Below are 24,124 nucleotides of genomic sequence, written 5' to 3' on the forward strand. Positions count from 1 at the left end.
GGCGCCGTGTCCGCCTGGCGTGCCTTGCGATGCCTCAGTACGGCAGGCGGTAGCCCGCCGGCATGCGGCGCGCGGTCACGACCTGGCCGCCGGCCTTGATTTCGCGCAGCGTCAGCTTCGCCTGCTCGACGCGCTCGATGCGATAGCGGTTCAGGTAGATCGGGTCCTTGGTGTCCACGTCCTCGCCGTTGGACCGCGTGGTCTGCATGGTGTAGACGCCGTCGGCCACGCTCCAGCAGCCCGTCTCGCGCAGGGCCGGACGCGTCTTGCGGCCGATCTTCAACTGGGTTTCGTACGACATGGTGCCGTCGGCCGACAGCACCGTCAGCGCCCGGAATTCGCCGCTGACGTCGCGCGGGCGCGAATTCGACAGCCAGGTTCCGATCATGGGATCGCCGCTTTTTGCGGGGGTGCAAACCACCGGTTTCGAGGCCTGCGCCGGCTGGGCCTCGGCGATGGCGGCGGGCTTCCTGGCGGCGCAGCCCGCCAGGATCAGGACGGCGCAAGCGACGCCGGCCGAACGCAAATACACACTGCTCATGACTTCCTCAACACGTCTGTCGACGCGCCGCGCCGATCACACCGGCGCCACCCTCGCGCAGCAAACACTCCGCACTCTAAAGAGCCGTCAGGCAAGAATCAACGCCGATCCGCGCCTAGTGCAATTGCGCAACAGTGCGGCCGGCGGCAAGCCGGTTTTAGCGCCGGAATCCGCAAAAATGCGTTGGTTTCAAACGACACCGCGGCCGCTGCGGCGCGCTTTCGCGCGCAGCATTTCCTCCATGCGCGCGGCCGCCGGAGACAGGCTGCGCCCGGCCAGCCGGGTAATGCCCAATTCGCGTTCGATGCGCGGACGCGCCAGCGGCACGAACGCCAGTTCGGGCGAATCCGGCGGCACGCCCAGCCGGGCCAGCACCGTCACGCCCACGCCGCGCTCCAGCATGGCCAGCAGCGACATCATGTTGGACACGAACACCTGCCGGTCCAGCATGAAGGCCGCCTGCGGATAGCCGGCAAGCTGGCGATGCGCGATGGTGCCTACCAGCGGCAGGTCGGCGATCTCGCGCCAGGTCACCGACTTGCGCCCGGCCAGCGGGTGGCCGCGGTGGCACACCAGCCCGAAGGCGTCGCGCAGCAAGGGCTCGAACGCCAGCCGGCGGTCGCGCGACACCGGGCTGCACACGCCCAGTTCGGCCTCGCCGGCCAGCACCATGCGCTCGACCCCTTCGGAGTTGTCATCGAACAGGCGCAGCGCCACCGCTGGATAGCGCTCGCGGTAGGCGGCCACCAGCTCGGGCAGCCAGTGCGTGGCCACGGTGGCGACCGAGGCCATGGCCAGCGTGCCCGCGCCGCTGGTGGCCAGCCCGGCGAGCGCGCCAGCCACGCGGTCGTGGTGTTCCACCAGTTCGCGCGCCAGCGGCAGGCAGTCCTGGCCGAAGCGCGTCAGCGTGCCGCGGTTGCCGTGCTCGAACAGCGGCTGGCCCAGGCGCTGCTCCATTTCGCGGATGGACAGCGACAGCGCCGGCTGCGAGCGGAACGCGCGGGCGGCCGCGGCGCGGAAGCTGCCCAGTTCGGCCACCAGCAGGAAATGCCGGTAGTGCGTGATCGACAGGTCGGGCAGCGAGGGCATGGTTCAGCGGCGGGGATGCAATTTGGAAATCTTATCAAAGCATAGGAAAAATAAAGTTTTCTCATCACCAGCCGGCACTTAACATGGCCGCAAGATGAATACCGCAGCCCTCTCCCCCTTACTCTCGGACACCGGCGCAGACCCGCTGGACTTCAGCCTCATCGACCGGCTGCCGGCGCACGAGGCCGGCCGCGGCCGGCTGGTGATCGGCGCGCGGCCCGGCGACGCCCGGCCCGGCCTGCTGTTCGTGCCGGGCGCCTATCACGGCGCCTGGTGCTACGCGCACTACCTGGCCTATTTCGCCGCCGCCGGCCTGGGCTGCGCCGCGCTGGACCTGCGCGGCCACGGCGCGCTGGCGCAGGACGCGGCGTTCGCGTCCGCCACCATCGCCGACCTGGGCCAGGACGTGGCCGACGCGCTCGATGCGCTGGCCGGGTCCTGGGTGGTGGTGGGCCACAGCATGGGCGCGCTGCCGGCGCTGCTGGCCGCGCGCCGGCGCGCGGTGGCCGGCGTGGTGCTGCTGGCGCCCTCGCCGCCCGGCGACCTGCCCGGCGCGCTGGCCCTGCCGCCGGTGCCGCCGGCCGCGCCGCGCCCGGCGCCGCAGGCCGCCGAGATCCGCGCCCGCTTCCTGGCGACGGCGCCGGACCGCGACGTCGACGCCGTGATCCGGCGCCTGTGCGCTGAAAGCCCCGAAGTGCTCAATGACCGCTATCTGCTGCGCGTGGCGATCGGCGACGCTCCCTTCGGCGCGCCCGGCCTGTGCCTGGAAGCCGGGCTGGACACCCACGACCGGCATCCGCCCGGCCAGGACCTCGCCATCGCGCGGCGCTATGGCTTTTCGCACGCGGTGCTTGCCGGCCAGCCGCACTGCATGATGTACGCGGACGACTGGCAGACCAGCGCCCGCGCCATCCTGCAATGGCACCGCGCGCAATTCGGCTGATTCCTTCGGCCCATGACGACAACGGCAGCGCCCACACGCGCAAGCTCATAAACAGGAGACCCCCATGTCCATTTCCCGACTCCTACGCCCGGCGCTGATCGGCGCCGGCCTGCTGCTGGCCTCGGCGGCGCAGGCCGCCGGCTGGCCCGAGAAGACCGTCACCCTCATCGTGCCGTCGGCCGCCGGCGGCGCGGCCGACCTCACCGCGCGCACCTTCGCCCAGTTCCTGGGCGAGCGCACCGGCCAGACCGTGGTCGTCGAGGATCGTCCCGGCGCCGGCGGCATCGTCGGCACCAATGCCGCGCGCAACGCCGCGCCCGACGGCTACACCTTCCTGCTGTCGACCAATTCCACCCACGCCGCCAACCAGTACCTGTACAAGAACCTGCCCTACGACGCGCAAAAGGATTTCAGCCAGGTCGGCCTGCTGGGCACTTTCGGCACCGTGGGCGTGGTGGCGCCGGGCGCGCCGTACCGCAGCGTGCCCGAGCTGGTGGACTACGCCAGGAAGCATCCGGGCGAAGTGTTCTTCGGTTACTACAGTTCGTCGTCGCAGGTGCCGTCCGAACTGTTCAAGCAGCGCGCCGGCATCGAGATCACCGGCGCGGCCTACAAGAACATCACGCAGATCATCACCGACCTGCGCGGCAAGCAGATCGGCTTCGCCTTCGTCGACTACCTGACCGCGATGGGCCAGATCGACGGCAAGGGCCTGATCCCCATCGCCGTCACCGGCGCGCAGGCGCAGCCGGCCTGGCCCGAGGTGCCGACCATGGCTTCCTACTATCCGGATTTCGTGGTGGCCGGCTGGCTCGGCCTGTCCGCCCCCAAGGGCACGCCGCCGGACATCGTGGAACGGATGAACGCCCACCTGCAGGCCGCCGTGCGGGACCCGGCCACTTCGGACAAGCTGCGCGCGCTCGGCCTGACGCCGGAATCGATGGACGTGGCGCGCTTCGACGCCTTCGTGAAGGAAGACGCCCAGCGCTGGAAGGAATGGATCCGCATCTCCGGCATCCAGCCGCAATAAAGCCGCCGCCCTCTATATCTATCTATATAGAGTAGAGGGCGGCGCCGCTACAGCGGCAGGCGCTGCTCGTGCTTGATCTCGCGCAGCGCCACGATGGTGCGCGTCTGGCGGATGCCGGGCATGTTGAACAGGAAGCGGTGCAGGAAGCGGTCGTAGGCCTCGGGGCTTTCCACCAGGATCTTCAGCAGGAAATCCGAATCCCCCGTGACCGCATAGCATTCCAGGATCTCGGGCGCGTCGCGCACCGAGCGCTCGAAGTTCTCGACCGTATTGGCGGAATGCCGCTCCAGGCTGATCTGCGCGAACATGCAGCCCAGCCCGACCTTGCTGCGGTCCACCTGGGCGCTGTAGCCCTGGATCACCCCGCTGGCCTCCATCGCCTTGACCCGCCGCCACACCGGCGCGGCCGACAGGCCGACCTTTTCCGACAATTGCTGCGCCGAGGCCCGGCCATCCTCCTGCAAGGCCTTGAGTATGCCGATATCGGTCTTGTCCATGCGTCGTCTCCTGGTTTTATATAAACGAAATGTTTATTTCGAATTATAGGGATAGCACGATCCGATAACGCAATGAATCGGCTCCCGGGCGAACCTATCATAGTGCCGAAAACCAGGAGTATTCACTATGGACGGTACCCCCGCCGCCGAACCCGAGCTGGACCTCGACTACCAGTTGGCCGACAACCTCACCCGCAGCGCCGGCCGCATCTTCCTGACCGGCACGCAGGCGCTGGTGCGCATCATGCTCACCCAGCGCCGGCTCGACCGCGAGCGCGGCCTGAACACGGCCGGTTTCGTCTCGGGCTACCGCGGCTCGCCGCTGGGCGGCGTGGACATGGCGATGTGGAAAGCCAAGAAAGCGCTGGACGACAACCAGATCAGCTTCCTGCCCGGCATCAACGAAGACATGGCGGCCACCGCCGTCATGGGCACGCAGCAGGCCGGGATGCGCGCCGACCGCAAGGTCGATGGCGTGTTCGCGATGTGGTACGGCAAGGGCCCGGGGGTGGACCGCGCCGGCGACGCGCTGCACCACGGCAACGCCGCGGGCGCCTCGCGCAACGGCGGCGTGCTGGTGGTGGTGGGCGACGACCACACCGCCGTCTCGTCCTCGATCCCGCACGCCAGCGAGGCCTCGCTGATCGGCTGGCAGATGCCCATCGTGCATCCCGCCTCGATCGACGAATACGAAACCTTCGCGCTGTGGGGCTGGGCCCTGTCGCGCCATTCGGGGACCTGGGTCGCGTTCAAGGCGGTGTCCGAGACCATCGAGAGCGGCCACTCCTTCACGCCGGCGCAGCCGGTCTCGTACGATATGCCGGCCGACCCGGACCTGCCGCCCGAATCGCTGGAATATTCGGCGCGCGATTTCCTGTCGCTGGCCGTCGAAACGCGCATGAACCTGCGCATGCGGGCGGTGGCCGCGTTCGCGCGCCGCCACAGCATCGACCGCCTGGTCTGCGCGGCGCCCAAGGCCGCCGTCGGCATCGTCACGGTGGGCAAGGCGCACCTGGACACCATGGAGGCGCTGTCGCGCCTGGGCGTGGACACCGTCACCGCCAACGCGCCGGTGCGCATCTACAAGCCCGGCCTGACCTGGCCGCTGGACGCGGAGCGCCTGCTGGCGTTCGCGCGCGGCCTCTCGCACATCCTGGTGGTCGAGGAAAAAGGCGCGGTGGTCGAAAGCCAGATCAAGGACCTGCTGTTCAATCTGCCGGACCGCCCCACGGTCATCGGCAAGAAGGGCTTCGACGGCGAACCCATGGTGCCCTCGGCCGGCCAGCTGCGCCCCTCGCTGCTGGCGCGCCCGCTGGCCGGCTGGCTCAGCCGCGCGGCCGGCCTGCCGCTGGCCGCGGACCTGGCCGCCTTCGAATGCCAGGCGCCGCTGTCCAACGACGCCGACGGCATGCGCCGCCGCCCCTATTTCTGTTCGGGCTGTCCGCACAGCACCTCGACCAAGGTGCCCGAAGGCAGCCAGGCGCTGTCCGGCGTGGGCTGCCACTACATGGCCGCCTGGATGGACCGCGACACCGGCGGCCTGACCCAGATGGGCGGCGAAGGCGTGGACTGGATCGGCCTGTCGCGCTACACCGAGATGCCGCACATCTTCCAGAACATGGGAGAAGGCACCTATTACCACTCGGGCTATCTGGCGATCCGCCAGGCCGTGGCCGCGCGCGCCAACATCACCTACAAGATCCTCTTCAACGACGCGGTGGCGATGACCGGCGGCCAGCCCGTCGACGGCCCGATCTCGGTGCCGCAGATCTGCCAGCAGCTGCGCGGCGAGAACGTGGCCCGCATCGTCGTCACCAGCGACGAGCCGGAAAAGTACCAGGGCGTGGACCTGGGGCCCGGCATCAAGGTGCACCACCGCCGCGAACTCGACGCGCTGCAGCGCGAACTGCGCGAGATCCCCGGCGTGACCGTGCTGATCCACGACCAGACCTGCGCCGCCGAAAAGCGCCGCCGCCGCAAGAAGAACCAGTTCCCCGATCCGGCGCGCCGCCTGCTGATCAACAGCGCGGTCTGCGAAGGCTGCGGCGACTGCGGCGTGCAGTCGAACTGCCTGTCGGTGGTGCCGCTGGAGACGCCCTACGGCCGCAAGCGCGCCATCGACCAGTCCAGCTGCAACAAGGATTACTCGTGCGTGGAGGGCTTCTGCCCCAGCTTCGTCTCGGTCATGGGCGGCAAGCCCAGAAAGAGCGCCGCGCCCAAGGCCGACCAGGACCGCCTGCAACAGCTGATCGCGCAACTGCCGCTGCCGGCCGTGCCGGCGCTGGAGCAGCCCTACCGCCTGCTGGTGGCCGGCATGGGCGGCACCGGCGTCATCACCATCGGCGCCATCGTGTCGATGGCGGCGCACCTGGAAGGCCTGTCGGCCGCCGTGCTGGACCTGACCGGGCTGGCGCAGAAAGGCGGCACGGTGGTCAGCCATATCCGGCTGGCCCCGGCGGGCGCGCCCGCCGGCCCGGTGCGCCTGGACTGGCAGCAGGCCGATGCCGCGATCCTGTGCGACCCGGTGGCCTCGGTGGCGCCGGATTCGCTGGGCGCGCTGCGCCGCGGCCACACCAAGGTCACCGTCAACACCTATGTGGCGCCGGTGTCCGAGTTCACGCGCAATCCGGACGTCGCCATGCGGCCCGAGGCGCTGCTGGCCAAGATCCGCCACGCGGCCGGCGAGGCCTGCACCGCCGAGATCGACGCGCACGCCGCCGCGCTGGCGCTGTTCGGCGACAGCATCCTGTCCAATATGTTCATGCTGGGCTATGCCTGGCAGCGCGGCGGCGTGCCGCTGTCGCAGGCCGCCATCTACCGCGCCATCGAACTGAACGGCGTGGCCGTGGCCGCCAACCGCGCCGCGTTCGACAACGGCCGCCTGGCCGCGCACCAGCCCGACGCGCTGGAAGGCGCGCTGCGCCCGCGCGCCCAGGTGGTGCAGCTGCACATGCCCGAGACCTTCGAGCGCGCCGTGGCGCGGCGCATCGAGGACCTGACCGCCTACCAGAACGCCGCCTACGCGCGCGAGTTCCAGGCGACGGTGGAGGCGGTGGCCGCGCGCGAGCGCGAACTGGCGCCCGACGCCCGCAGCCCGCGCCTGGCGCTGGCGGTGGCGCGCGGCCTGTTCAAGCTCATGGCCTACAAGGACGAGTACGAAGTCGCGCGGCTCTACACCGCCCCGGCCTTCCAGGCGCAGCTCGACAGCCAGTTCGAGGGCGACTACAGCCTGCGCTTTCACATGGCGCCGCCGATCTTCGCCCGCAAGGACCCGCGCACCGGCGTGCCGCGCAAGGTCACGCTGGGCCCGCGCACCATGACGGCGCTCAAGGCGCTGGCGCGCCTGAAGGGCTTGCGCGGCACCTGGTTCGATCCGTTCGGCCGCACCGCCGAACGCAGGATGGAACGGGCGCTGATCGGCGAGTACCGCCAGACCGTGCAGCAGCTGCTTGCGGGCCTGAACCGGGACAATATCGGCCAAGCGGCTACAATCGCCGCCCTTGCGGAAACCATACGCGGGTACGGCCACGTGAAGGCGGCAAGCGTCGAAAAGTATCGGACCGAGTTAAGCCGGTTGATGCAAAGCTATACGGCGCCTGCCCCGCACGACATGCCCCTGCGCAAGACCGCATAAACGCTTGCTTTCAGCCGCAGCTTCCTGGGCGCGCCTTGCTGGGCGCGCCCAGTGCATTTGGTAACAACTTTTGTGAATCCCGTCTTATCTTCTTCTTGTCGCTGTCGCACTCGATCACTAGAATTAGTGTCCATCGAGGGATGCTACACTACATATTGTGGTCGCTTATGCGCTGATTCCCTTCAGCCACGCCATTTGGACTAGGCGTCCAAGCGTCGCGATTCCCCTCAAAAAGACCCGATTTCGTACCGGACATGACCCCGTCATGTCGTCATCTACGCGCTTTTCGCACAGGAGCTTCCATGCAGACTACGATCGCCTCTGTGACCCGGCCCACGGCCGTGCCGCCCTCGCAAACCGACTCCCCCGCCGCCGACAACGGGCAATGGGCCAGCTATAACCTGATCCGCCGCAATGGCTCGGTGGTCGGGTTCGAACCCAACAAGATCGCCATCGCCATGACCAAGGCCTTCCTGGCGGTCAACGGCGGCCAGGGCGCCGCGTCCGCGCGCGTGCGCGAACTGGTGGAATCGCTGACCTCGCAGGTCGTCAACGCGCTGGTGCGCAACCGCCCCGGCGGCGGCACCTTCCACATCGAAGACGTGCAGGACCAGGTCGAACTGGCGCTGATGCGCTCGGGCCAGCATGACGTCGCCCGCTCCTACGTGCTGTACCGCGAAAAGCGCACCCAGGAACGCGCCGCTGCCGCCGCCGCCGAAGGCCAGGAAAAGGCCGCCGCCGCGCCGCAGGAACACGCGCTGAACGTGACCGACGCCGGCGTGCGCCGTCCGCTGAACCTGGCCGAACTGCGCGCCACCATCGTCGCCGCCGGCGAAGGCCTGGCCGAATTCATCGACACCGAAGCGATCCTGAAGGAAACGGTCAAGAACCTGTATGACGGCATCCCCGTCGACGAAGTGTTCAAGTCCGCCATCCTGTCGGCGCGCGCGCTGGTCGAAAAAGACCCGGCCTACAGCCAGGTCACCGCGCGCCTGCTGCTGCACACGATCCGCAAGGAAGTGCTGGGCGAAGAAGTCTCGCAGGACGGCATGAGCACCCGCTACGCCGAATACTTCCCCACCTTCATCGCCCGCGGCATCGAAGGCGGCCTGCTGTCGCCCGAACTGGCCAGCTTCGACCTGGCCAAGCTGGGCCAGGCCCTGAACGCCAAGCGCGACCTGCAGTTCAGCTACCTGGGCCTGCAGACGCTGTACGACCGCTACTTCCTGCACATCCGCGGCACCCGCATCGAACTGCCGCAGGTGTTCTTCATGCGCGTGGCCATGGGCCTGGCGCTGCGCGAGACCGACCGCGAAGCGCGCGCCATCGAGTTCTACGAGATCCTGTCCTCGTTCGACTTCATGAGCTCGACGCCGACGCTGTTCAACTCGGGCACCCTGCACTCGCAGCTGTCGTCGTGCTACCTGACCACCGTCTCCGACGACCTGGAAGGCATCTACGACGCCATCAAGGAAAACGCGCTGCTGGCCAAGTACGCCGGCGGCCTGGGCAACGACTGGACCCCGGTGCGCGCGCTGCGTAGCCACATCAAGGGCACCAACGGCGAAAGCCAGGGCGTGGTGCCGTTCCTGAAGGTCGTCAACGACACCGCGGTCGCGGTGAACCAGGGCGGCAAGCGCAAGGGCGCCGTCTGCACCTACCTGGAAACGTGGCACCTGGACATCGAGGAATTCCTCGAACTGCGCAAGAACACCGGCGACGAACGCCGCCGCACCCACGACATGAACACGGCGAACTGGATTCCCGACCTGTTCATGAAGCGCGTCATGGAAAACGGCGAATGGACCCTGTTCTCGCCGTCGGACTGCCCTGACCTGCACGACAAGGTCGGCCAGGAATTCGAGCGCGCCTACCTGGGCTACGAAGCCCGCGTCGCCAGCGGCGAACTGAAGCTCTTCAAGAAGATGCCGGCCGTCTCGCTGTGGCGCAAGATGCTGTCGATGCTGTTCGAAACCGGCCACCCGTGGATCACCTTCAAGGATCCGTGCAACATCCGTTCGCCGCAGCAGCACGTGGGCGTGGTCCACAGCTCGAACCTGTGCACCGAGATCACGCTGAACACCAACGAATCCGAAATCGCGGTGTGCAACCTGGGTTCGGTGAACCTGGTCGCGCACATGAAGCCGGCCGCCGGCGGCGGTTTCGAACTCGACCACGAGAAGATCAAGCGCACGGTGCGCATCGCCATGCGCATGCTCGACAACGTGATCGACATCAACTATTACGCCGTCGACAAGGCCCGCAACTCGAACGCGCGCCATCGTCCGGTGGGCATGGGCATCATGGGCTTCCAGGACTGCCTGCAGATGATGCGCGTGCCTTACGCTTCGCAGGCCGCCGTCGAATTCGCCGACACCTCGATGGAAGCCGTGTGCTATCACGCGTACTGGGCTTCGAGCCTGCTGGCCGAAGAACGCGGCCGCTATCAATCGTATGAAGGCTCGCTGTGGTCGCGCGGCATCCTGCCGCAAGACACGTTGAAGATGCTGCGCGATGAGCGCGGCGGTCACGTCGACGTCGATGAGTCGAGCACGCTCGATTGGGATGCGTTGCGCGCGCGCATCAAAGAACACGGCATGCGCAACTCCAATTGCATCGCAATCGCCCCAACCGCGACTATTTCCAATATCATTGGTGTATCTGCGTGCATCGAACCCACTTTCCAGAACTTGTACGTCAAATCGAATCTCTCCGGCGAGTTCACGGTCGTTAACGATTACCTCGTGCGTGACCTGAAGAAACTCGGTCTCTGGGACGAAGTCATGGTCGCCGACCTCAAGTACTTCGACGGCAGCCTGTCCCGCATCGATCGCGTACCTTCCGAACTCCGCGAACTCTACGCCACCGCGTTCGAAGTCGAACCGAGCTGGCTGGTGGAATGCGCTTCGCGTCGCCAGAAGTGGATCGATCAGGCCCAGTCGCTGAACATCTACATGGCCGGCGCTTCGGGCAAGAAGCTGGACGACACCTACAAGCTGGCCTGGAAGCGTGGCCTGAAGACGACCTACTACCTGCGCACCCTGGGCGCCACCAGCGCCGAGAAGTCCACGGGTCGCGGCGGCGAACTGAACGCCGTCAGCGCGGGAGTCCAATCCACGGCGCCTGCCGTGGCTGCCGCAACTGTTTTGCCGGAACCCGAAGTTCTCGGGGCGGTTTGCACCATGCGGCCGGGCGACCCCGGCTTCGAAGAGTGCGAAGCCTGCCAATAACCGCCTCCGGAGAATGAATCATGATTAATTGGGAAGACGACAACATCGCCACGCAACCTGCGCAATCGCCCGCTCCCGCGGCGGGCGGCCAGGCCGAGCCCGCCGTGCGGGCCGCGACCGGCGTGTTCGGCGACGCCGCCCTGCCCACGCCTGCCGCGCCTGAACACGCGGCCGGCCTGGCGGTCAGCGGCTCCGCCACCTCGCAACGCGTGAAGGTTGCCGACAAGCGCGTCATCAACGGCCAGACGGACGTCAACCAGCTCGTGCCCTTCAAGTACAAGTGGGCATGGGAGAAGTACCTGGCCACTTGCGCCAACCACTGGATGCCGCAAGAGATCAACATGTCGCGCGACATCGCCCTCTGGAAGAACCCGAACGGGCTCACCGAGGACGAGCGCCGCATCGTCAAGCGCAACCTGGGCTTCTTCGTCACGGCCGACTCGCTGGCCGCGAACAACATCGTGCTGGGCACCTACCGCCACATCACGGCGCCCGAGTGCCGCCAGTTCCTGCTGCGCCAGGCGTTCGAGGAAGCGATCCACACGCACGCCTATCAATACATCGTCGAAAGCCTGGACCTGGACGAGGCGGAGATCTTCAACGCCTACAACGAAGTCCCGTCCATCCGCGCCAAGGACGAATTCCTGATCCCGTTCATCGACGCGATCGCGGACCCCAACTTCAAGACGGGCACTCCCGAAGCCGACCAGACGCTGCTGAAGTCGCTGATCGTCTTCGCCTGCCTGATGGAAGGCCTGTTCTTCTACGTTGGCTTCACGCAGATCCTGGCGCTGGGCCGCCAGAACAAGATGACCGGCGCGGCCGAGCAGTACATGTACATCCTTCGCGATGAATCCATGCACTGCAACTTCGGCATCGACCTCATCAACACCATCAAGCTGGAAAATCCGCATCTGTGGACGCCGGAATTCCGCGAAGAAATCCGAGAACTCTTCCGCAAAGCGGTCGAACTCGAATACGCTTACGCCGAAGACACGATGCCGCGCGGCGTGCTGGGCCTGAACGCACCCATGTTCAAGTCCTACCTGCGCTTCATCGCCAACCGCCGTTGCCAGCAAATCGGTATCGAGCCGCTGTTCCCGCAGGAAGAGAATCCCTTCCCGTGGATGGCGGAAATGATCGACCTTAAAAAGGAACGCAACTTTTTTGAAACTCGCGTGATCGAATACCAAACCGGTGGCACGCTGAGCTGGGAGTAAGGCAGTACGCCATCGGGCCCGGCGCGGGCACGCCCCTGAACCAGGGGCGTCGCGTTCGCGACAGGCTCGATGATGCGCTCTCTGGTCAGGGTGTTCCGGAATCGTTTTCGAACACGTAGAACAAGCGGTCGGGGCCCGTGATCGGGCTGCCGGCCGGCGCCATTTGAAATGGCTCGCGCCAAAGGAGCGGGGGCCATATCAAATGGCTGTGCCGAATTCATTAGCGCAAACCGTAGTAGCTGTTGCTCGCACAGGACAGCGGCATGCGCCGATGAATAGCCCGGGCACGGTCCGCCGAAGGGTGGGTCGGGGCACGGGTTTAAGTTCTGGGACCCCTGAACCTAAGGAGCATGACCATGGCAACAGCCAAGAAAGCCGTAAAGAAAGCGGTGAAAAAGCCCGCCGCCAAGAAGGCAGTAGCTAAGAAGGCCGCCCCGGCCAAGAAAGCTGCCGTCAAGAAGGTAGCCGTCAAGAAAGTCGCCGCCAAGAAACCGGCAGTGAAGAAGGTTGCCGCCAAGAAGCCGGCAGTCAAGAAGGTTGCCGCCAAGAAGGCCGTCGCCAAGAAAGCGGTAGCCAAGAAGGCCGTCGCCAAGAAGGCGGTTGCCAAGAAAGCCGTCGCCAAGAAGGCAGTAGCCAAGAAGGTCGTCGCCAAGAAAGCGGTAGCCAAGAAGGCCGTCGCCAAGAAGGCGCCTGCCAAGAAGGCCGTCGCCAAGAAAGCGGTAGCCAAGAAGGTCGTCGCCAAGAAGGCGGTTGCCAAGAAGGCCGTCGCCAAGAAGGCGCCTGCCAAGAAGGCCGTTGCCAAGAAAGCGGTAGCCAAGAAGGCCGTCGCCAAGAAGGCGGTTGCCAAGAAGGCCCCCGCCGCCAAGAAGGCTCCCGCTGCCGCCAAGCCTGCTGCTGCCAAGAAGCCGGCCGCTGCCAAGAAGCCTGCCGCGAAGAAAGCCGCTCCGAAGAAGCCCGTAACGCCGCCGTCCACGGCTGCCGCCCCGGGCGCGAAGACCGCGCTGAACCCCGCCGCGTCGTGGCCGTTCCCGACCGGTGGCCGTCCCTAATCAGGACGGTTCGAAGCCCTAGCTTCGCCAGAAGCCGCCCGGCCCATGCCGGGCGGCTTTTTTGTCGCGAGGCCGTCTGCACCGGCCGCATGGAGGGGTTTTTTTCACGGTGGCGCGTGCGACAATTGACTCCTCTTTTTCAGGGTGAACGTGTCCATGCTCGGTGAAATCTTCCGTTTCCTTCTCGAAATCCTGTTCACGCTGTTCGGCGCGGCGCTGATCGCCCGCGCATGGATGCACGCCATACGGCTGCATCCCTTCAATCCCCTGGCCCGCGCGGTCTACCAGGCCACCAACTGGCTGGTGTCGCCGCTGCGCAAGATCATTCCCGCCGGCAACAAGATCGACTGGACCAGCCTGGTCGCCGTGTGGCTGTCGGCGCTGGTCTACCTGGTGCTGATCTGGCTGGTGGCCATCGGCGCGCTGATTCCCGCCGAGCTGTTGCCCGCGGCCATGGGCTCGGCGCTGATCCTGGCGGCCAAATGGGCGCTCAACCTGGTGGTCTGGCTGACGCTGATCCAGGCGGTGCTGTCGTGGGTCAATCCGATGGCGCCCATGATGCCGCTGCTGCAGGCGCTGACCGACCCGCTGCTCAACCCCATCCGCCGCGTGCTGCCGCGCACCTCGATCGACTTCTCGCCGCTGGTGCTGCTGGTGGCCGCGCAGATCCTGCTGATGATCCTGGCCCGCCTGAGCTACGGCATGATGGGCATCTAGCTACACCGGAATCGCGCTGTAGATCTCGACCAGCTTCTTACGGTCGATCTTGTGGTTGTTCGACATGGGTAGCGCCGCGCAGGCCACCAGTTCTGACGGCACCATATAAGGCGGCAGGCGCTGCGCCAGCCGCGCCTTCCAGTCATCCAGGGCCTGCGGCGCCAGCAGGCTCGCCGGCTGGTCCGCCGGCGCCACGCCGGCCACGAAGCCGATCAGGCGCACCGCCGTGCCGTCGGGCCGGCGCAGCACGGCGCAGGCGCCGCCCTCCACGCCCGGCAGGCCGTGCAGCGCCTCGTCGATCTCGGCCAGTTCGATGCGATAGCCGTTCAGCTTGATCTGGTCGTCCATGCGGCCGCGGCAGAACAGCAGCCCCTCCTCCCCCATCTGCCCCAGGTCGCCGGTGCGAAACGCCCGCCGGCCGTCGGCATAGGTGTAGAGCTTGGCCTGGTTCAGGTCGGCGCGGTTCAGATAGCCGCGCATGACGTGGTCGCCCACGATGCAGATCTCGCCGCCCTCGTCGACCAGCAGCACGCTGTCCGGCTTGGCGCGGCCCACCGGCAGCGGGTCGTGCGCGGCCAGCACGGCGTCGGTGACTTCGATCCACGTGGTGGCCACGGTAGCCTCGGTCGGGCCGTAGGTGTTCAGGATGACCGCGTCGGGAAAGCGCTGGCGCAGCTTGCGCGCCAGCGCCGCCGGCAGCGGCTCGCCGCAGAACAGGAAGGTGCGCAGCGTGGGCAGCGCGGCCGGCGAGAAATCGCGGTTGGCCAGCTGCTGGTGCGCGAAGGACGGCGTCGACACCCAGACCGTCACGCCATGCGCGGCCAGCCGCGGCACCCAGGCGGCGGCCTGCGCGATCTGCTCGCGCGCGTTCAGCACGCAGCTGCCGCCCGAGGCCAGGGTGGCGAACACCTCGTACATCGACAGGTCGAAGCTGAACGGCGCCTGGTTCATGAACACCGGCGCCTCGCCCAGGCCGAAGCTGCCCAGCATCCAGTCGCCCAGCAGCCCCACGCTTTCGCGGCCGATCTGCACGCCCTTCGGATCGCCCGTGCTGCCCGAGGTGAACATGACGTAGGCCAGGCCGCGCTCCTGCAGCATGGCGCCCTCGTGCGGCGCGAACGTGCCGGCGGCCGCGTCGTAGACGGCGCCGGGGCGCACGATCTCGACGATGCGGCGCAGGCGCTCGGCGGGATAGATGGTGTCGACCGGCACGAACGGCGCGCCGATGGACAGCGCCCCGACCATGGCGACGAAGAACGACGCCTCTTTGTGGCCGTATATCGCCACCGGCACGTCCGGCCCCAGCCCGTGGCGGCGCGCCTGCCCGGCCCAGGCGGCCGCTTCGTCGCGCAGCTGCGCCCAGCTCAGGCTGCGGTCGGCGCCGGCGACGGCGAGCGCCTCGGGCGCGAGTTCGGAATCCGCGAAACGGAAGGATTTCAGGTCGAAACGCATGCCGATGCTCCCGGCGTCAAATAGGGCTGCGGCCGCTGAACACGTAGAGCGCCAGCGCCGCCAGGACCAGGGTCAGCACGCGCCCGAGCAGGCGCATGAGCGGGCGCGCCAGCGCGGCCTGCAATGCAGGGCGGGTGCGCGCGGCGTTGACCAGCAGGTTGTGGCCCACCGAATAGGCGCCGAACATCAGGCCGCTGACGATGTAATGCAGCGACAGGCCGTTCCACACGCCCATGGCCAGCAGGGTCGCGAAGATGCCGATGTTCTGCGCGGCCAGGCGGTGGCGCGAGAAGTACGCGGTCTTGCTCAGCGCCTTGTAGATGGGCATGAAGACCACGTCGCGCAGCCATTCCGACAGGCTGATGTGCCAGCGCCGCCAGAAGTCCTGCGGATTCAGCGTCGCCAGCGGATTGCGGAAGTTGATGGGCAGCGTGAAGCCGAACAGCATGCCGATGCCGAGCGCCATGGTCGAGTAGCCGGCGAAATCGAAAAACAGGTAGGCGCTGTACAGCGAGGCATTGAGCGCCACGCCGGTCAGCGAATAGTCGTGCGCGTCCAGCGTCGCCAGGCCGTAGCGCCAGATCAGCTCGGCCAGGCCGAACTTCTGGATCACGCCCAGCATGATCAGCTCCAGCCCGGCCAGCCAGGTGTTGAGGTTCACGCCTTCGTAGCCGCGCTTCAGATCCGCCTGGAAATTGCGCCAGCGGTACATGGGGCCGGCCAGCAGCGCGAGCGGGAAGAACAGGTAGATGAAGTAGTCCAGCGGCGAGACGCGCTCGTTGCGCTGCGCGAACAGCAGCACGTCGATGGCGCGGAAGGTCGCGAACGACAGGCCCAGCATGGCGCCCAGGTGCGACACGCCGGTCTTCACCAGCAGCAGCGGCGCCATCGTCACGATCACGCCCAGCCAGGTCGGGATGTAGCCGCGCCGCACCGCCCACAGCGCGCCGCCGGCGATGGCCATCAGCGCGATGGGCTGGTAGGGGCGCGCCCAGAACACCGCCATCCAGACGCCCAGGCAGACCACGCCGATGATGTGCCGGTAGCCGATGCGCATCGGCATGCCGAAGAAGCGGTACGCCAACAGGCCCAGGCCGCCGCACAGGGCGCCGCCGAAAAAACTCAGGCTTGCGAACAATTCCATGCCGGGCTCAGAACTGTTGGTATTGGAATTCGACCTTGATCGGTCCGCCGCTGCCCGTGGTGGGCTGCGCCTGCAGCACGAACACCAGGATCACCCCGAGATACAGGCACAGGTGCCACAGGAAGCGCCGCCCCCATGCGGCGGCGGCCTTGCGGGTCGCCTGACCCTGCGCGGGATCGCCCGCCTTGGGCCTGGCCCAGTGGAACAATTTGTTCATCGGGAAAAGTACTCCGCAATGCCCTGGTCGGCCAGCGCCCAGCCGAGCTCGGCCAGGTGCATGTCGTCGCGCAGCATGCCCGGCTCGAAGGGGATGCTGTAGAGGTCCAGGCAGCCCATCTGGTAGCGCGCGCACATGCCGGTGATGGCGGCCACCACCGGATCGAAGCGCTCGACGTCCAGGATGAGCTTGGGATTGAACGGCTGGATGACGAAATAGGCGTGGACCTTGCGCTTCTGCAGCAAGGCCATGACGCGCGACAGGTCGCCCAGTTCGGCCCGGGTGATGGGATCGACGTCGGCGAACTCGTTGCGGGCCGGCGAATACAGGGGCGCCAGGTACTGCTGGTAATAATCGTCGCGCACGTCGTAGGGATTGTGGCCGCCCAGCTTGCGCTCGACTTCGCGGGCCTGGTGCGTGATCCGGCTCCATTGGCCCGCGTCCAGGCGCGCCGCCGACGGCCAGGCCACGTAGCGGTGCGCCGGCACCGACAGCTTGCTGCGCGGACGGTCGGGCGCCGGCTCCTTGCGCGCCTGCCACCACAGCGCCAGCTTGTCCTTGAGCTCGGCGACCTGGCCGTTGGCGATCAGCCAGAGCAGGCCCCAGTTGGCGTTGTCGGTGATCCAGTTCTGCATCTGCTCGCGCGTGCTGGGGCGGTCCCACAGGCGGTCCCAGACCGGGCCGGTCACATGCTCGGCGAAGGCGCTGCGCGGCAGCTGGCCGCCCGAGGCGAACCAGGCCGGCGACAGCATGATCGCCAGCCGCGTGTTGGGCGTGAGCGAATCCGCCACCGACTCCAGCACGCTGACGATGCCGTAGGACTGGAACATGGCGTGGCCATAGGCCAGCGTAGGCACCTTCAGCTCTTGCGGGAAAAAGCGGTAGGGCACGAAGCGCAGGTCATGGCTGGACAATTCCGACGAGCCCAGCACGACCAGCGTGCCGTCGCTCAGGGCGTTGCCCAGGCGCTCCAGGTTGACGTGCTGCGTGCCCCAGTCCGGCCCCAGGTTGGGCAGGTAGTTGCTTCTGCCGGCCGCGACCGCGGCCTGCTGCGTGGGGACCACCATGCGGCTGAGCAGCTCGTCGGCGCCGCAATAGGCGCCGATGGCCAGCGCCACCGCCGTCGCGGCGGCCGCGACGTGCGAACAGAAGCGCGAATTACGCAGTATGGGCAGCGACATAGCCGGCAAGCGTGCGGACCGACTGTAGATGCTCCGCGATCTCGGGAGCCGGGATGCTGCAACCGTACTCCGACTCGACCGCCAGCGTGATGTCGACGGCGGCCAGCGAGTCGACCAGGCCGCTGGCGATCAGCTGCGTGTCGGGAGTGACTTTCTTCATGACGATCGACTCGACGATCTCGCCGATCCTGGTGTGGAGTTCTTGCTCGGAATGCATGGTTCGTGCGGCGTTGCGTTGCCTTGTGGGCGAACGTCCCCTGCCCTGGGATAGAGGACGATGAGATTACTGAGGAAATGCTGAAACCGAACTGAAATTCCAGCCCGCCATGAACGACGCCGCGAAGCAGATGGTTACATGATGTACGCGCGGCGGCGTCGATCGCAGGCGCAATCATGTCACTACGCCGGCCGGACCGCCATTGAACTTTTGTGGTAGGCGGGCGCTTGCGGGTAAGTCCCGAGACCCCGCGTTGCGGCGCCGCGACAGGCCGAAAAAAAGCCCGCTTGCGCGGGCTTGGTGCCGGGATGGCGGCAATTTACATCGGCGTGACGCGGGTGGGGCCGGAGCCGCTGATCACCTGGACGCGCTGGCCCACGCTGATGGGCACATCCGCTTCCTGGGCGACCACGCGGGTTTCGCCGTTGTCCAGGCGCACGGTGATTTCGTAGCCGGAGCTCTTGCCGACGCGGTTTTCAACGGCGTTGCCTGCCAGCGCGCCCAGGATGACGCCGCCGACGGTGGCGATGGTGCGGCCGGTGCCGCCGCCGATGGCGTTGCCCGCCACGCCGCCGAGCGCGCCGCCGGCAACCATGCCGACGCCGCTGGACTTGTCGTCCTGGATCACGATGGGGCGCACGCCGGTGACGGTACCGGTGCGCACGATCTGTTCGCGCTGCGCCTGGTCATAGCTGTAGACGCCGCTGGAAGCGCTGCGGTTGGCGCAGCCGCCCAGCACGGCCAGCGAGGTGACGACGGCGGCGATGGCGAGCCAGCGGCCGGTGCGCGGCGCGGCCAGGGTAATGGATTTGCTTTGGTTCATTTGGACTCCTCGATCGGCAAGGCCGACGACTATTCGATCATACTCTGCCCGCGAGGGACGGTTCACGCTGCTGCAACATACTGAAACTCAAGGCCAGAAGCTGCAAACAGCGCAGCCCGCGCGGCGGCCGTCCCGACGATGATTCGACCTGGCCCGCGCCGCCGGGTTCCCGGCCGCTCAGGCCGGCAGGCGGATGCCGTAGGTGGCGTGCAGCACCGCGTCGATCTCGGCGCGCGACGGCGCATGGTTCTGCGGCCCGCGCGAAGCGATCTTGATGGCGCCCATGACGTTGCCCAGGCGGCAGCTGTCTTGCCAGCTCCAGCCGCTGGTCAGGCCGTACAGCAGGCCGCCGCGCTGCGCGTCGCCGCAGCCGGTGGGGTCCACCACGGCGGCGGCGCGCACCGGCTCGATCTCGATGGTCTTGCCTTCGGTCAGCAGCGTGGCGCCTTCGCCGCCGCGCGTCACCACCACGGCCTGCAGCGAGCGGGCGATATCGGCCATGCTGCGGCCGGTGCGCTGCTCCACCACGCCGGCCTCGTAATCGTTGACGGCCAGCGCCTGCGCCAGTCCGAGCATGCGCTCCAGGTCGGCGCCGTCGAACAGCGGCATGGCCTGGCCCAGGTCGAAAATGAACGGGATGCCGCGCTTGTTCAGGCGCTCGGCGTGGGCGAACATGCCCTCCTTGGCGTCGGGCGCGACGATGGCCCAGGCCGCGTCGGCGTCGCTCAGGTCGTTGTCGGCCGAGTGCGACATGGCGCCCGGGTGGAAGGCCGCGATCTGGTTGTCGTCCAGGTCGGTGGTGATGAAGCATTGCGCCGTGAAGGTGCCGGGCACGACCTTCACGCGGCTGACGTCGATGCCCAGGCCGGACAGGCGCTCCAGGTATTCGCCGGCGTCCTCGCCCACGGTGGCCACCGGCACCGGCTTGCCGCCCAGCAGCTGCATGTTGTAGGCGATATTGCCCGAGCAGCCGCCGTATTCCTTGCGCATGCTGGGCACCAGGAACGACACGCTCAGGGATTGCACGCGGTCGGCCAGGATGTGTTCCTTGAAGCGTCCTTCGAACACCGCGATGGTGTCGAACGCCATCGAACCGCAGACCAGAACGGGGGTCGCCATGCTTGTCATCCTTTAAGGAAAGAATTTATCGATTTGGTAGCCATTGACCTGCACGCCGGTCACTTCAATGGGTACGGAGACTTTCAGCTCGCCGGCCGGCGCGAACGGGCCGCGCAGCTGCTCGGGAGTCAGGTAGTTTTCGGGCATCAGCACGCGGCGCACGACCACCGTGTCCGACAGGTCGGTCAGGTCCAGCACCAGCGCCGGCCAGTGCTGCGGCTTGTCGTAGCGGTTGCGCAGCACCAGGCGCAGCACCAGCCGGGTGCGCCCGTCGTCGATGGCGGCGGCGCCGGCCGGCGGCTGCAGCGACGACGACGAAATCGCGATGCGCTCGATGCGGCGCGCGTAGCCCACGGTGCATTGGGGCGGCCGGCACACGCTTTCCAGCACCGGCCGCAAGGCCGGCACGGCGTTGGCGATGTCGCTGCGGTACACGTACAGCAACTGGAAGGCCAGCGCGATCAGGCCGGCCAGGCAGGCCGCGCCCCACAGCTTGCCGATCAGGCTGCGGCGGTCCTCGCGGTCCTGGTCCAGGAACTCGGGCGGCGCGCGGCCCACGTCGGTGGCGCTGGAATAGCGCGTGCGCGTGTCGCCCAGCACCGGCTCGCGCGGATCGTCGTAGTCCTCGCGTTGGTCCTGCGCGTATTCGTCTTCGTCCTCGTACTCGTCGTCGCGCGCTTCGTCGCGCACGTCCACGTGCCGGCTGCGGCCGTCCGGATCGGCATACGGGCCGATCATGGGTTCGGCGCGCCGGCGGATGTCGTCGCGGCCGCGCAGCACGGCGGGCGACGGCGCGGGGGCAGGCGGCGGCTCGGGCGCGACGGCAGGAATGTGCGGCTCGTCTTCCCAGGGAGGGATTTCCGCGGGAGCGGCGGCGGGAGCGGCCGGCGGCGTCAGCACCGGCGCGGCGTTGGCATGCGCGGGCGGCACGGACGGCGCCGCGGGCGGCGGCGCGACGGGCGGTGCGCCCGCCTCCGGCAGCAGGCAGGCGCGGCCGTCGAACACGGTCGCGCAGGCTCCGCAGCGCACCAGACCGTTGCGCACCCGAAGCTGGTCGGGCACCACCTTGAAGGAGGTGCCGCACTGCGGGCAGCGGGTGGTCAGTGCCATGACGCGGTCACGCGGCGCGGGCGCTCAGGCCTTGCGGCCGTGCAGGCAGACCCAGCCGTCGCGGGCGCGCCAGACCGACATGGCGATCCAGGGCGCGTACGCGGCGGCGACTTCCTCGGCCTGGCGCTCGAGCACGCCCGACAGCACCAGATGGCCGCCGGCGGCAACGCGCCCGGCCAGCATGGGAGCCAGCACCTTGAGCGGATTGGACAGGATGTTGGCCACCACCACGCCGAACGTGCCTTCGGGCAGCGCGTCGGGCAGCATGGCCTGGAGTTCGACCTGGTTGACCCCGGCGTTGAAGGCCGTGCTCTGCACGGCCTGGGCGTCGATGTCGACCGCCAGGGTCGGACCCGCGCCCAGCTTGCGCGCGGCGATGGCCAGGATGCCCGAGCCGCAGCCGTAGTCCAGCAGCGTGGCGCCCTGCGGCATTTCGGCTTCCAGCCAGGCCAGGCACAGGTGCGTGGTCGGGTGGCTGCCGGTGCCGAAGGCCAGGCCGGGATCGAGTTCGATGTGGATCGCGCCGTCCTGCGCCGGCGCGTCCGGCTCGAAACCGGGCACGTCGGGATTGTCGCGATGCCAGCTGGGCACGATCCACAGGCGTTCGGCGATGTGGATGGGGCCGAATTGCGACTGCGTCAGGCGCACCCAGTCCGCGTCGGGGACTTCGCGCAGGCTCCAGCCGGCGAACAGCGCCGGGTCGAGCTCGCCGGCCTCGGCGGCCTCGGCCATGATCTGGGCCGGATCGGCGCCATCGGGCAACAGCGCGACGACGCGGTTGCGGTCCCAGGCCTGGACGTCGGGCTCGGTGCCCGGCTCGCCGAACAAGGGGCGCTCGTCATCGGTGCCCAGGTCGGCGTCTTCGACCGACACCGACAGCACGCCCGCTTCGAGCAGCGCATCGGACAGGGCCTCGGCCTGAGCCTCCAGGCAATGGAGCACGAGTTCACGCATGATAGTTCTTCCATCTGGCCGACGGGCCGCGGCGCATGCCGCGGCCCGTCGGCCCTATCGCTTTGGAGCGGCTCCGCAGAGACGGGTTCCTTGGCGCAAAAAGGGGCCGTGAGGCCCCAGAATCGTTGGTCAGGGACGCTGCGCCAACTTGTTTTCCAGGTAGTGGATGCTGGTGCCGCCCTCGATGAAGCGGGCGTCCTGCAACAGTTCGCGATGCAGCGGGATGTTGGTGGAGATGCCTTCCACCACCATTTCCGACAGCGCGATGCGCATGCGCGCCAGCGCCTGGTCGCGCGTATCGCCGTAGGTAATGACCTTGGCGATCATCGAATCATAGTTCGGCGGCACGAAATAGCCGTTGAACGCGTGCGAATCGATGCGCACGCCCGGGCCGCCCGGCGTATGCCAGTTTGTGATGCGCCCCGGGCTGGGCACGAAGCGGAACGGATCTTCGGCGTTGATGCGGCATTCGATGGCGTGGCCCTTGAACGAAATGTCGCGCTGGCGCAGCGTGAACTTCTCGCCGGCGGCGATCAGGATCTGCTGCTGGACCAGGTCCACGCCGGTGATCAGCTCGGTGACCGGGTGCTCGACCTGGATGCGGGTGTTCATTTCGATGAAATAGAACTCCCCGTTTTCGTACAGGAACTCGAACGTGCCGGCGCCGCGGTAGCCCATCTTGCGGCAGGCGTCGGCGCAGCGGTCGCCGATGCGCTCGATCAGGCGGCGCGCGATGCCCGGCGCGGGCGCTTCTTCGATGACCTTCTGGTGGCGGCGCTGCATGGAGCAGTCGCGCTCGCCCAGCCACACGGCGTTGCGTCCGCCGTCGGCCAGCACCTGGATTTCCACATGGCGCGGGTTCTCGAGGAACTTCTCCATATAGACTTCCGGGTTGTTGAACGCGGCGCCCGCTTCCGAACGCGTCATGGTGACGGCGTTGAGCAGCGCGGCCTCGGTGTACACCACGCGCATGCCGCGGCCGCCGCCGCCGCCGGCGGCCTTGATGATGACCGGATAGCCGACTTCACGCGCAACGCGCAGGATTTCCTGCGGATCGTCGGGCAACGCGCCTTCCGAGCCCGGCACCACCGGCACGCCGGCTTCGATCATGGCGCGCTTGGCGCTGACCTTGTCGCCCATCAGGCGGATGGTGTCGGGACGCGGGCCGATGAACACGAAGCCGCTTTTCTCGACGCGGTCGGCGAAATCGGCGTTCTCGGACAGGAAACCGTAGCCGGGGTGGATGGCCTCGGAATCCGTGACTTCGGCGGCCGAGATGATGGCCGGCATGTTCAGGTAGCTTTCGCGCGACGGCGCGGGCCCGATGCACACGGATTCATCGGCCAGGCGCACGTACTTGGCTTCGCGGTCGGCCTCGGAGTGCACGACCACGGTCTTGATGCCCAGCTCGCGACAAGCGCGCTGAATGCGCAGGGCGATTTCGCCCCGGTTGGCGATCAGGATTTTTTCGAACATGTTCAGCTATCAGCCAATGACGAACAGGGGTTGGCCGTACTCGACGGGCTCACCGTTCTCGACCAGGATTTCTTTGATGACGCCGGACTTGTCGGCCTCGATTTCATTGAGCAGCTTCATGGCTTCAATGATGCACAGCGGGTCGCCTTCCTTGACGGTGGCGCCCACGTCCACGAACGGCGCGGCGCCCGGGTTCGGCGCGCGGTAGAAGGTGCCGACCATGGGGGCCTTGACCACGTGGCCCTGGATGACCGGGGCGGCCTCGGCGGCGGGAGCGGCCGGGGCGGCGGGCTGCTGGGCCACGGGCGCGGCGGGCACGCCCGCTTCCGGCTGGTGGTAGGCGACCGGCTGCAAGGTTTGCGAGAACTTGACGATCCTTACCTTGCCTTCGCCTTCGGTGATTTCCAGCTCGGCGATGCCCGATTCAGCCACCAGGTCGATCAGGGTTTTGAGTTTTCGAAGGTCCATAGAAGCTGCTTCC

Annotated in this window: 21 protein-coding genes; 7 read left to right on the forward strand and 14 right to left on the reverse strand. The window is 67.6% G+C overall.

What is annotated here, in order from left to right:
• Positions 1–34: 34 nt before the first annotated feature.
• Together A6B37_RS20080 and A6B37_RS20085 are read right to left on the reverse strand one after the other, a co-directional pair.
• Positions 35–541, reverse strand: coding sequence for a hypothetical protein (locus A6B37_RS20080; RefSeq protein ID WP_102775783.1), 507 nt, complete (start codon positions 539–541; stop codon positions 35–37).
• A 189-nt stretch (positions 542–730) separates the two neighbouring features.
• Positions 731–1,630, reverse strand: coding sequence for a LysR family transcriptional regulator (locus A6B37_RS20085; protein ID WP_102775782.1), 900 nt, complete (start codon positions 1,628–1,630; stop codon positions 731–733).
• A 94-nt stretch (positions 1,631–1,724) separates the two neighbouring features.
• On the opposite strand from A6B37_RS20085, the gene A6B37_RS20090 reads away from it, so the two are divergent.
• Positions 1,725–2,573 (forward strand): alpha/beta hydrolase, encoded by an 849-nt coding sequence (locus A6B37_RS20090; RefSeq protein WP_111826737.1) that lies wholly within the window; start codon positions 1,725–1,727, stop codon positions 2,571–2,573.
• 64 nt (positions 2,574–2,637) lie between these two features.
• Entirely contained in the window at positions 2,638–3,603 is a 966-nt protein-coding gene (locus A6B37_RS20095) for a tripartite tricarboxylate transporter substrate binding protein (RefSeq protein WP_111826738.1), read from the forward strand.
• A gap of 47 nt (positions 3,604–3,650) precedes the next feature.
• Here the strand turns inward: A6B37_RS20095 and A6B37_RS20100 are convergent, their stop codons facing one another.
• Entirely contained in the window at positions 3,651–4,100 is a 450-nt protein-coding gene (locus tag A6B37_RS20100) for an Lrp/AsnC family transcriptional regulator (RefSeq protein ID WP_008159001.1), read from the reverse strand.
• Positions 4,101–4,227: 127 nt separating this feature from the next.
• On the opposite strand from A6B37_RS20100, the gene A6B37_RS20105 reads away from it, so the two are divergent.
• From A6B37_RS20105 to A6B37_RS20125, 5 genes are all read left to right on the forward strand, one after another.
• Positions 4,228–7,734, forward strand: a complete 3,507-nt coding sequence (locus A6B37_RS20105) for an indolepyruvate ferredoxin oxidoreductase family protein (RefSeq protein WP_111826739.1) — start codon at positions 4,228–4,230, stop codon at positions 7,732–7,734.
• A gap of 302 nt (positions 7,735–8,036) precedes the next feature.
• The gene (locus A6B37_RS20110) at positions 8,037–10,964 is read left to right on the forward strand and encodes a ribonucleoside-diphosphate reductase subunit alpha (protein ID WP_102775779.1); all 2,928 of its coding nucleotides are present in this window, start codon (positions 8,037–8,039) and stop codon (positions 10,962–10,964) included.
• 20 nt (positions 10,965–10,984) lie between these two features.
• On the forward strand, positions 10,985–12,184 hold the full coding sequence (locus tag A6B37_RS20115; protein WP_102775778.1) for a ribonucleotide-diphosphate reductase subunit beta: 1,200 nt from the start codon (positions 10,985–10,987) through the stop codon (positions 12,182–12,184).
• A 356-nt stretch (positions 12,185–12,540) separates the two neighbouring features.
• Positions 12,541–13,233 (forward strand): histone H1-like DNA-binding protein, encoded by a 693-nt coding sequence (locus A6B37_RS20120; RefSeq protein ID WP_111826740.1) that lies wholly within the window; start codon positions 12,541–12,543, stop codon positions 13,231–13,233.
• A 156-nt stretch (positions 13,234–13,389) separates the two neighbouring features.
• Positions 13,390–13,950 carry a YggT family protein gene (locus A6B37_RS20125; RefSeq protein ID WP_102775776.1) on the forward strand — a complete coding sequence of 187 codons (561 nt, stop codon included), beginning with the start codon at positions 13,390–13,392 and terminating at the stop codon, positions 13,948–13,950.
• Here A6B37_RS20125 and A6B37_RS20130 read toward each other — a convergent pair whose 3' ends face one another.
• From A6B37_RS20130 to accB, 11 genes are all read right to left on the reverse strand, one after another.
• The gene (locus A6B37_RS20130; RefSeq protein ID WP_111826741.1) at positions 13,951–15,402 is read right to left on the reverse strand and encodes a D-alanine--poly(phosphoribitol) ligase; all 1,452 of its coding nucleotides are present in this window, start codon (positions 15,400–15,402) and stop codon (positions 13,951–13,953) included.
• 16 nt (positions 15,403–15,418) lie between these two features.
• Positions 15,419–16,546, reverse strand: a complete 1,128-nt coding sequence (locus A6B37_RS20135; RefSeq protein WP_111826742.1) for an MBOAT family O-acyltransferase — start codon at positions 16,544–16,546, stop codon at positions 15,419–15,421.
• Positions 16,547–16,553: 7 nt separating this feature from the next.
• Complete coding sequence (locus A6B37_RS26110) at positions 16,554–16,763, reverse strand: hypothetical protein (RefSeq protein WP_168202267.1); 210 nt, start codon at positions 16,761–16,763, stop codon at positions 16,554–16,556.
• The gene (locus tag A6B37_RS20145) at positions 16,760–17,944 is read right to left on the reverse strand and encodes a D-alanyl-lipoteichoic acid biosynthesis protein DltD (RefSeq protein ID WP_102775773.1); all 1,185 of its coding nucleotides are present in this window, start codon (positions 17,942–17,944) and stop codon (positions 16,760–16,762) included. Before A6B37_RS20145 ends, A6B37_RS26110 begins: the two co-directional genes overlap by 4 nt.
• Entirely contained in the window at positions 17,922–18,161 is a 240-nt protein-coding gene (locus A6B37_RS20150) for an acyl carrier protein (RefSeq protein WP_102775772.1), read from the reverse strand. The genes A6B37_RS20145 and A6B37_RS20150 overlap by 23 nt, the downstream gene beginning before the upstream one ends.
• Positions 18,162–18,480: 319 nt before the next feature.
• A complete protein-coding gene (locus A6B37_RS20155) occupies positions 18,481–18,984 on the reverse strand; it encodes a glycine zipper 2TM domain-containing protein (protein ID WP_102775771.1) in 504 nt (167 codons plus the stop codon).
• Between the two features lie 177 nt (positions 18,985–19,161).
• Positions 19,162–20,103: a carbohydrate kinase family protein gene (locus A6B37_RS20160; RefSeq protein ID WP_102775770.1), complete on the reverse strand. Its 942-nt coding sequence runs from the start codon at positions 20,101–20,103 to the stop codon at positions 19,162–19,164.
• A 12-nt stretch (positions 20,104–20,115) separates the two neighbouring features.
• Complete coding sequence (locus tag A6B37_RS20165; protein WP_111826743.1) at positions 20,116–21,213, reverse strand: DUF3426 domain-containing protein; 1,098 nt, start codon at positions 21,211–21,213, stop codon at positions 20,116–20,118.
• Positions 21,214–21,237: 24 nt separating this feature from the next.
• The gene (gene prmA, locus A6B37_RS20170) at positions 21,238–22,167 is read right to left on the reverse strand and encodes a 50S ribosomal protein L11 methyltransferase (RefSeq protein ID WP_111826744.1); all 930 of its coding nucleotides are present in this window, start codon (positions 22,165–22,167) and stop codon (positions 21,238–21,240) included.
• Between the two features lie 129 nt (positions 22,168–22,296).
• Positions 22,297–23,643, reverse strand: coding sequence for an acetyl-CoA carboxylase biotin carboxylase subunit (gene accC / locus A6B37_RS20175; protein ID WP_102775767.1), 1,347 nt, complete (start codon positions 23,641–23,643; stop codon positions 22,297–22,299).
• 9 nt (positions 23,644–23,652) lie between these two features.
• Positions 23,653–24,111, reverse strand: a complete 459-nt coding sequence (gene accB, locus A6B37_RS20180; RefSeq protein ID WP_102775766.1) for an acetyl-CoA carboxylase biotin carboxyl carrier protein — start codon at positions 24,109–24,111, stop codon at positions 23,653–23,655.
• Positions 24,112–24,124: the final 13 nt, after the last annotated feature.

The sequence above is a fragment of the Achromobacter sp. HZ01 genome (assembly GCF_003267925.1).
GTDB lineage: Bacteria > Pseudomonadota > Gammaproteobacteria > Burkholderiales > Burkholderiaceae_B > Achromobacter > Achromobacter pulmonis_A.

Bases quoted from the DNA above. Each gene is read 5' to 3' on its own strand.
- A6B37_RS20080 (WP_102775783.1), bottom strand. From the start codon at position 541: ATGAGCAGTGTGTATTTGCGTTCGGCCGGCGTCGCTTGCGCCGTCCTG.
- A6B37_RS20085 (WP_102775782.1), bottom strand. From the start codon at position 1,630: ATGCCCTCGCTGCCCGACCTGTCGATCACGCACTACCGGCATTTCCTG.
- A6B37_RS20090 (WP_111826737.1), top strand. From the start codon at position 1,725: ATGAATACCGCAGCCCTCTCCCCCTTACTCTCGGACACCGGCGCAGAC.
- A6B37_RS20095 (WP_111826738.1), top strand. From the start codon at position 2,638: ATGTCCATTTCCCGACTCCTACGCCCGGCGCTGATCGGCGCCGGCCTG.
- A6B37_RS20100 (WP_008159001.1), bottom strand. From the start codon at position 4,100: ATGGACAAGACCGATATCGGCATACTCAAGGCCTTGCAGGAGGATGGC.
- A6B37_RS20105 (WP_111826739.1), top strand. From the start codon at position 4,228: ATGGACGGTACCCCCGCCGCCGAACCCGAGCTGGACCTCGACTACCAG.
- A6B37_RS20110 (WP_102775779.1), top strand. From the start codon at position 8,037: ATGCAGACTACGATCGCCTCTGTGACCCGGCCCACGGCCGTGCCGCCC.
- A6B37_RS20115 (WP_102775778.1), top strand. From the start codon at position 10,985: ATGATTAATTGGGAAGACGACAACATCGCCACGCAACCTGCGCAATCG.
- A6B37_RS20120 (WP_111826740.1), top strand. From the start codon at position 12,541: ATGGCAACAGCCAAGAAAGCCGTAAAGAAAGCGGTGAAAAAGCCCGCC.
- A6B37_RS20125 (WP_102775776.1), top strand. From the start codon at position 13,390: ATGCTCGGTGAAATCTTCCGTTTCCTTCTCGAAATCCTGTTCACGCTG.
- A6B37_RS20130 (WP_111826741.1), bottom strand. From the start codon at position 15,402: ATGCGTTTCGACCTGAAATCCTTCCGTTTCGCGGATTCCGAACTCGCG.
- A6B37_RS20135 (WP_111826742.1), bottom strand. From the start codon at position 16,546: ATGGAATTGTTCGCAAGCCTGAGTTTTTTCGGCGGCGCCCTGTGCGGC.
- A6B37_RS26110 (WP_168202267.1), bottom strand. From the start codon at position 16,763: ATGAACAAATTGTTCCACTGGGCCAGGCCCAAGGCGGGCGATCCCGCG.
- A6B37_RS20145 (WP_102775773.1), bottom strand. From the start codon at position 17,944: ATGTCGCTGCCCATACTGCGTAATTCGCGCTTCTGTTCGCACGTCGCG.
- A6B37_RS20150 (WP_102775772.1), bottom strand. From the start codon at position 18,161: ATGCATTCCGAGCAAGAACTCCACACCAGGATCGGCGAGATCGTCGAG.
- A6B37_RS20155 (WP_102775771.1), bottom strand. From the start codon at position 18,984: ATGAACCAAAGCAAATCCATTACCCTGGCCGCGCCGCGCACCGGCCGC.
- A6B37_RS20160 (WP_102775770.1), bottom strand. From the start codon at position 20,103: ATGGCGACCCCCGTTCTGGTCTGCGGTTCGATGGCGTTCGACACCATC.
- A6B37_RS20165 (WP_111826743.1), bottom strand. From the start codon at position 21,213: ATGGCACTGACCACCCGCTGCCCGCAGTGCGGCACCTCCTTCAAGGTG.
- prmA (WP_111826744.1), bottom strand. From the start codon at position 22,167: ATGCGTGAACTCGTGCTCCATTGCCTGGAGGCTCAGGCCGAGGCCCTG.
- accC (WP_102775767.1), bottom strand. From the start codon at position 23,643: ATGTTCGAAAAAATCCTGATCGCCAACCGGGGCGAAATCGCCCTGCGC.
- accB (WP_102775766.1), bottom strand. From the start codon at position 24,111: ATGGACCTTCGAAAACTCAAAACCCTGATCGACCTGGTGGCTGAATCG.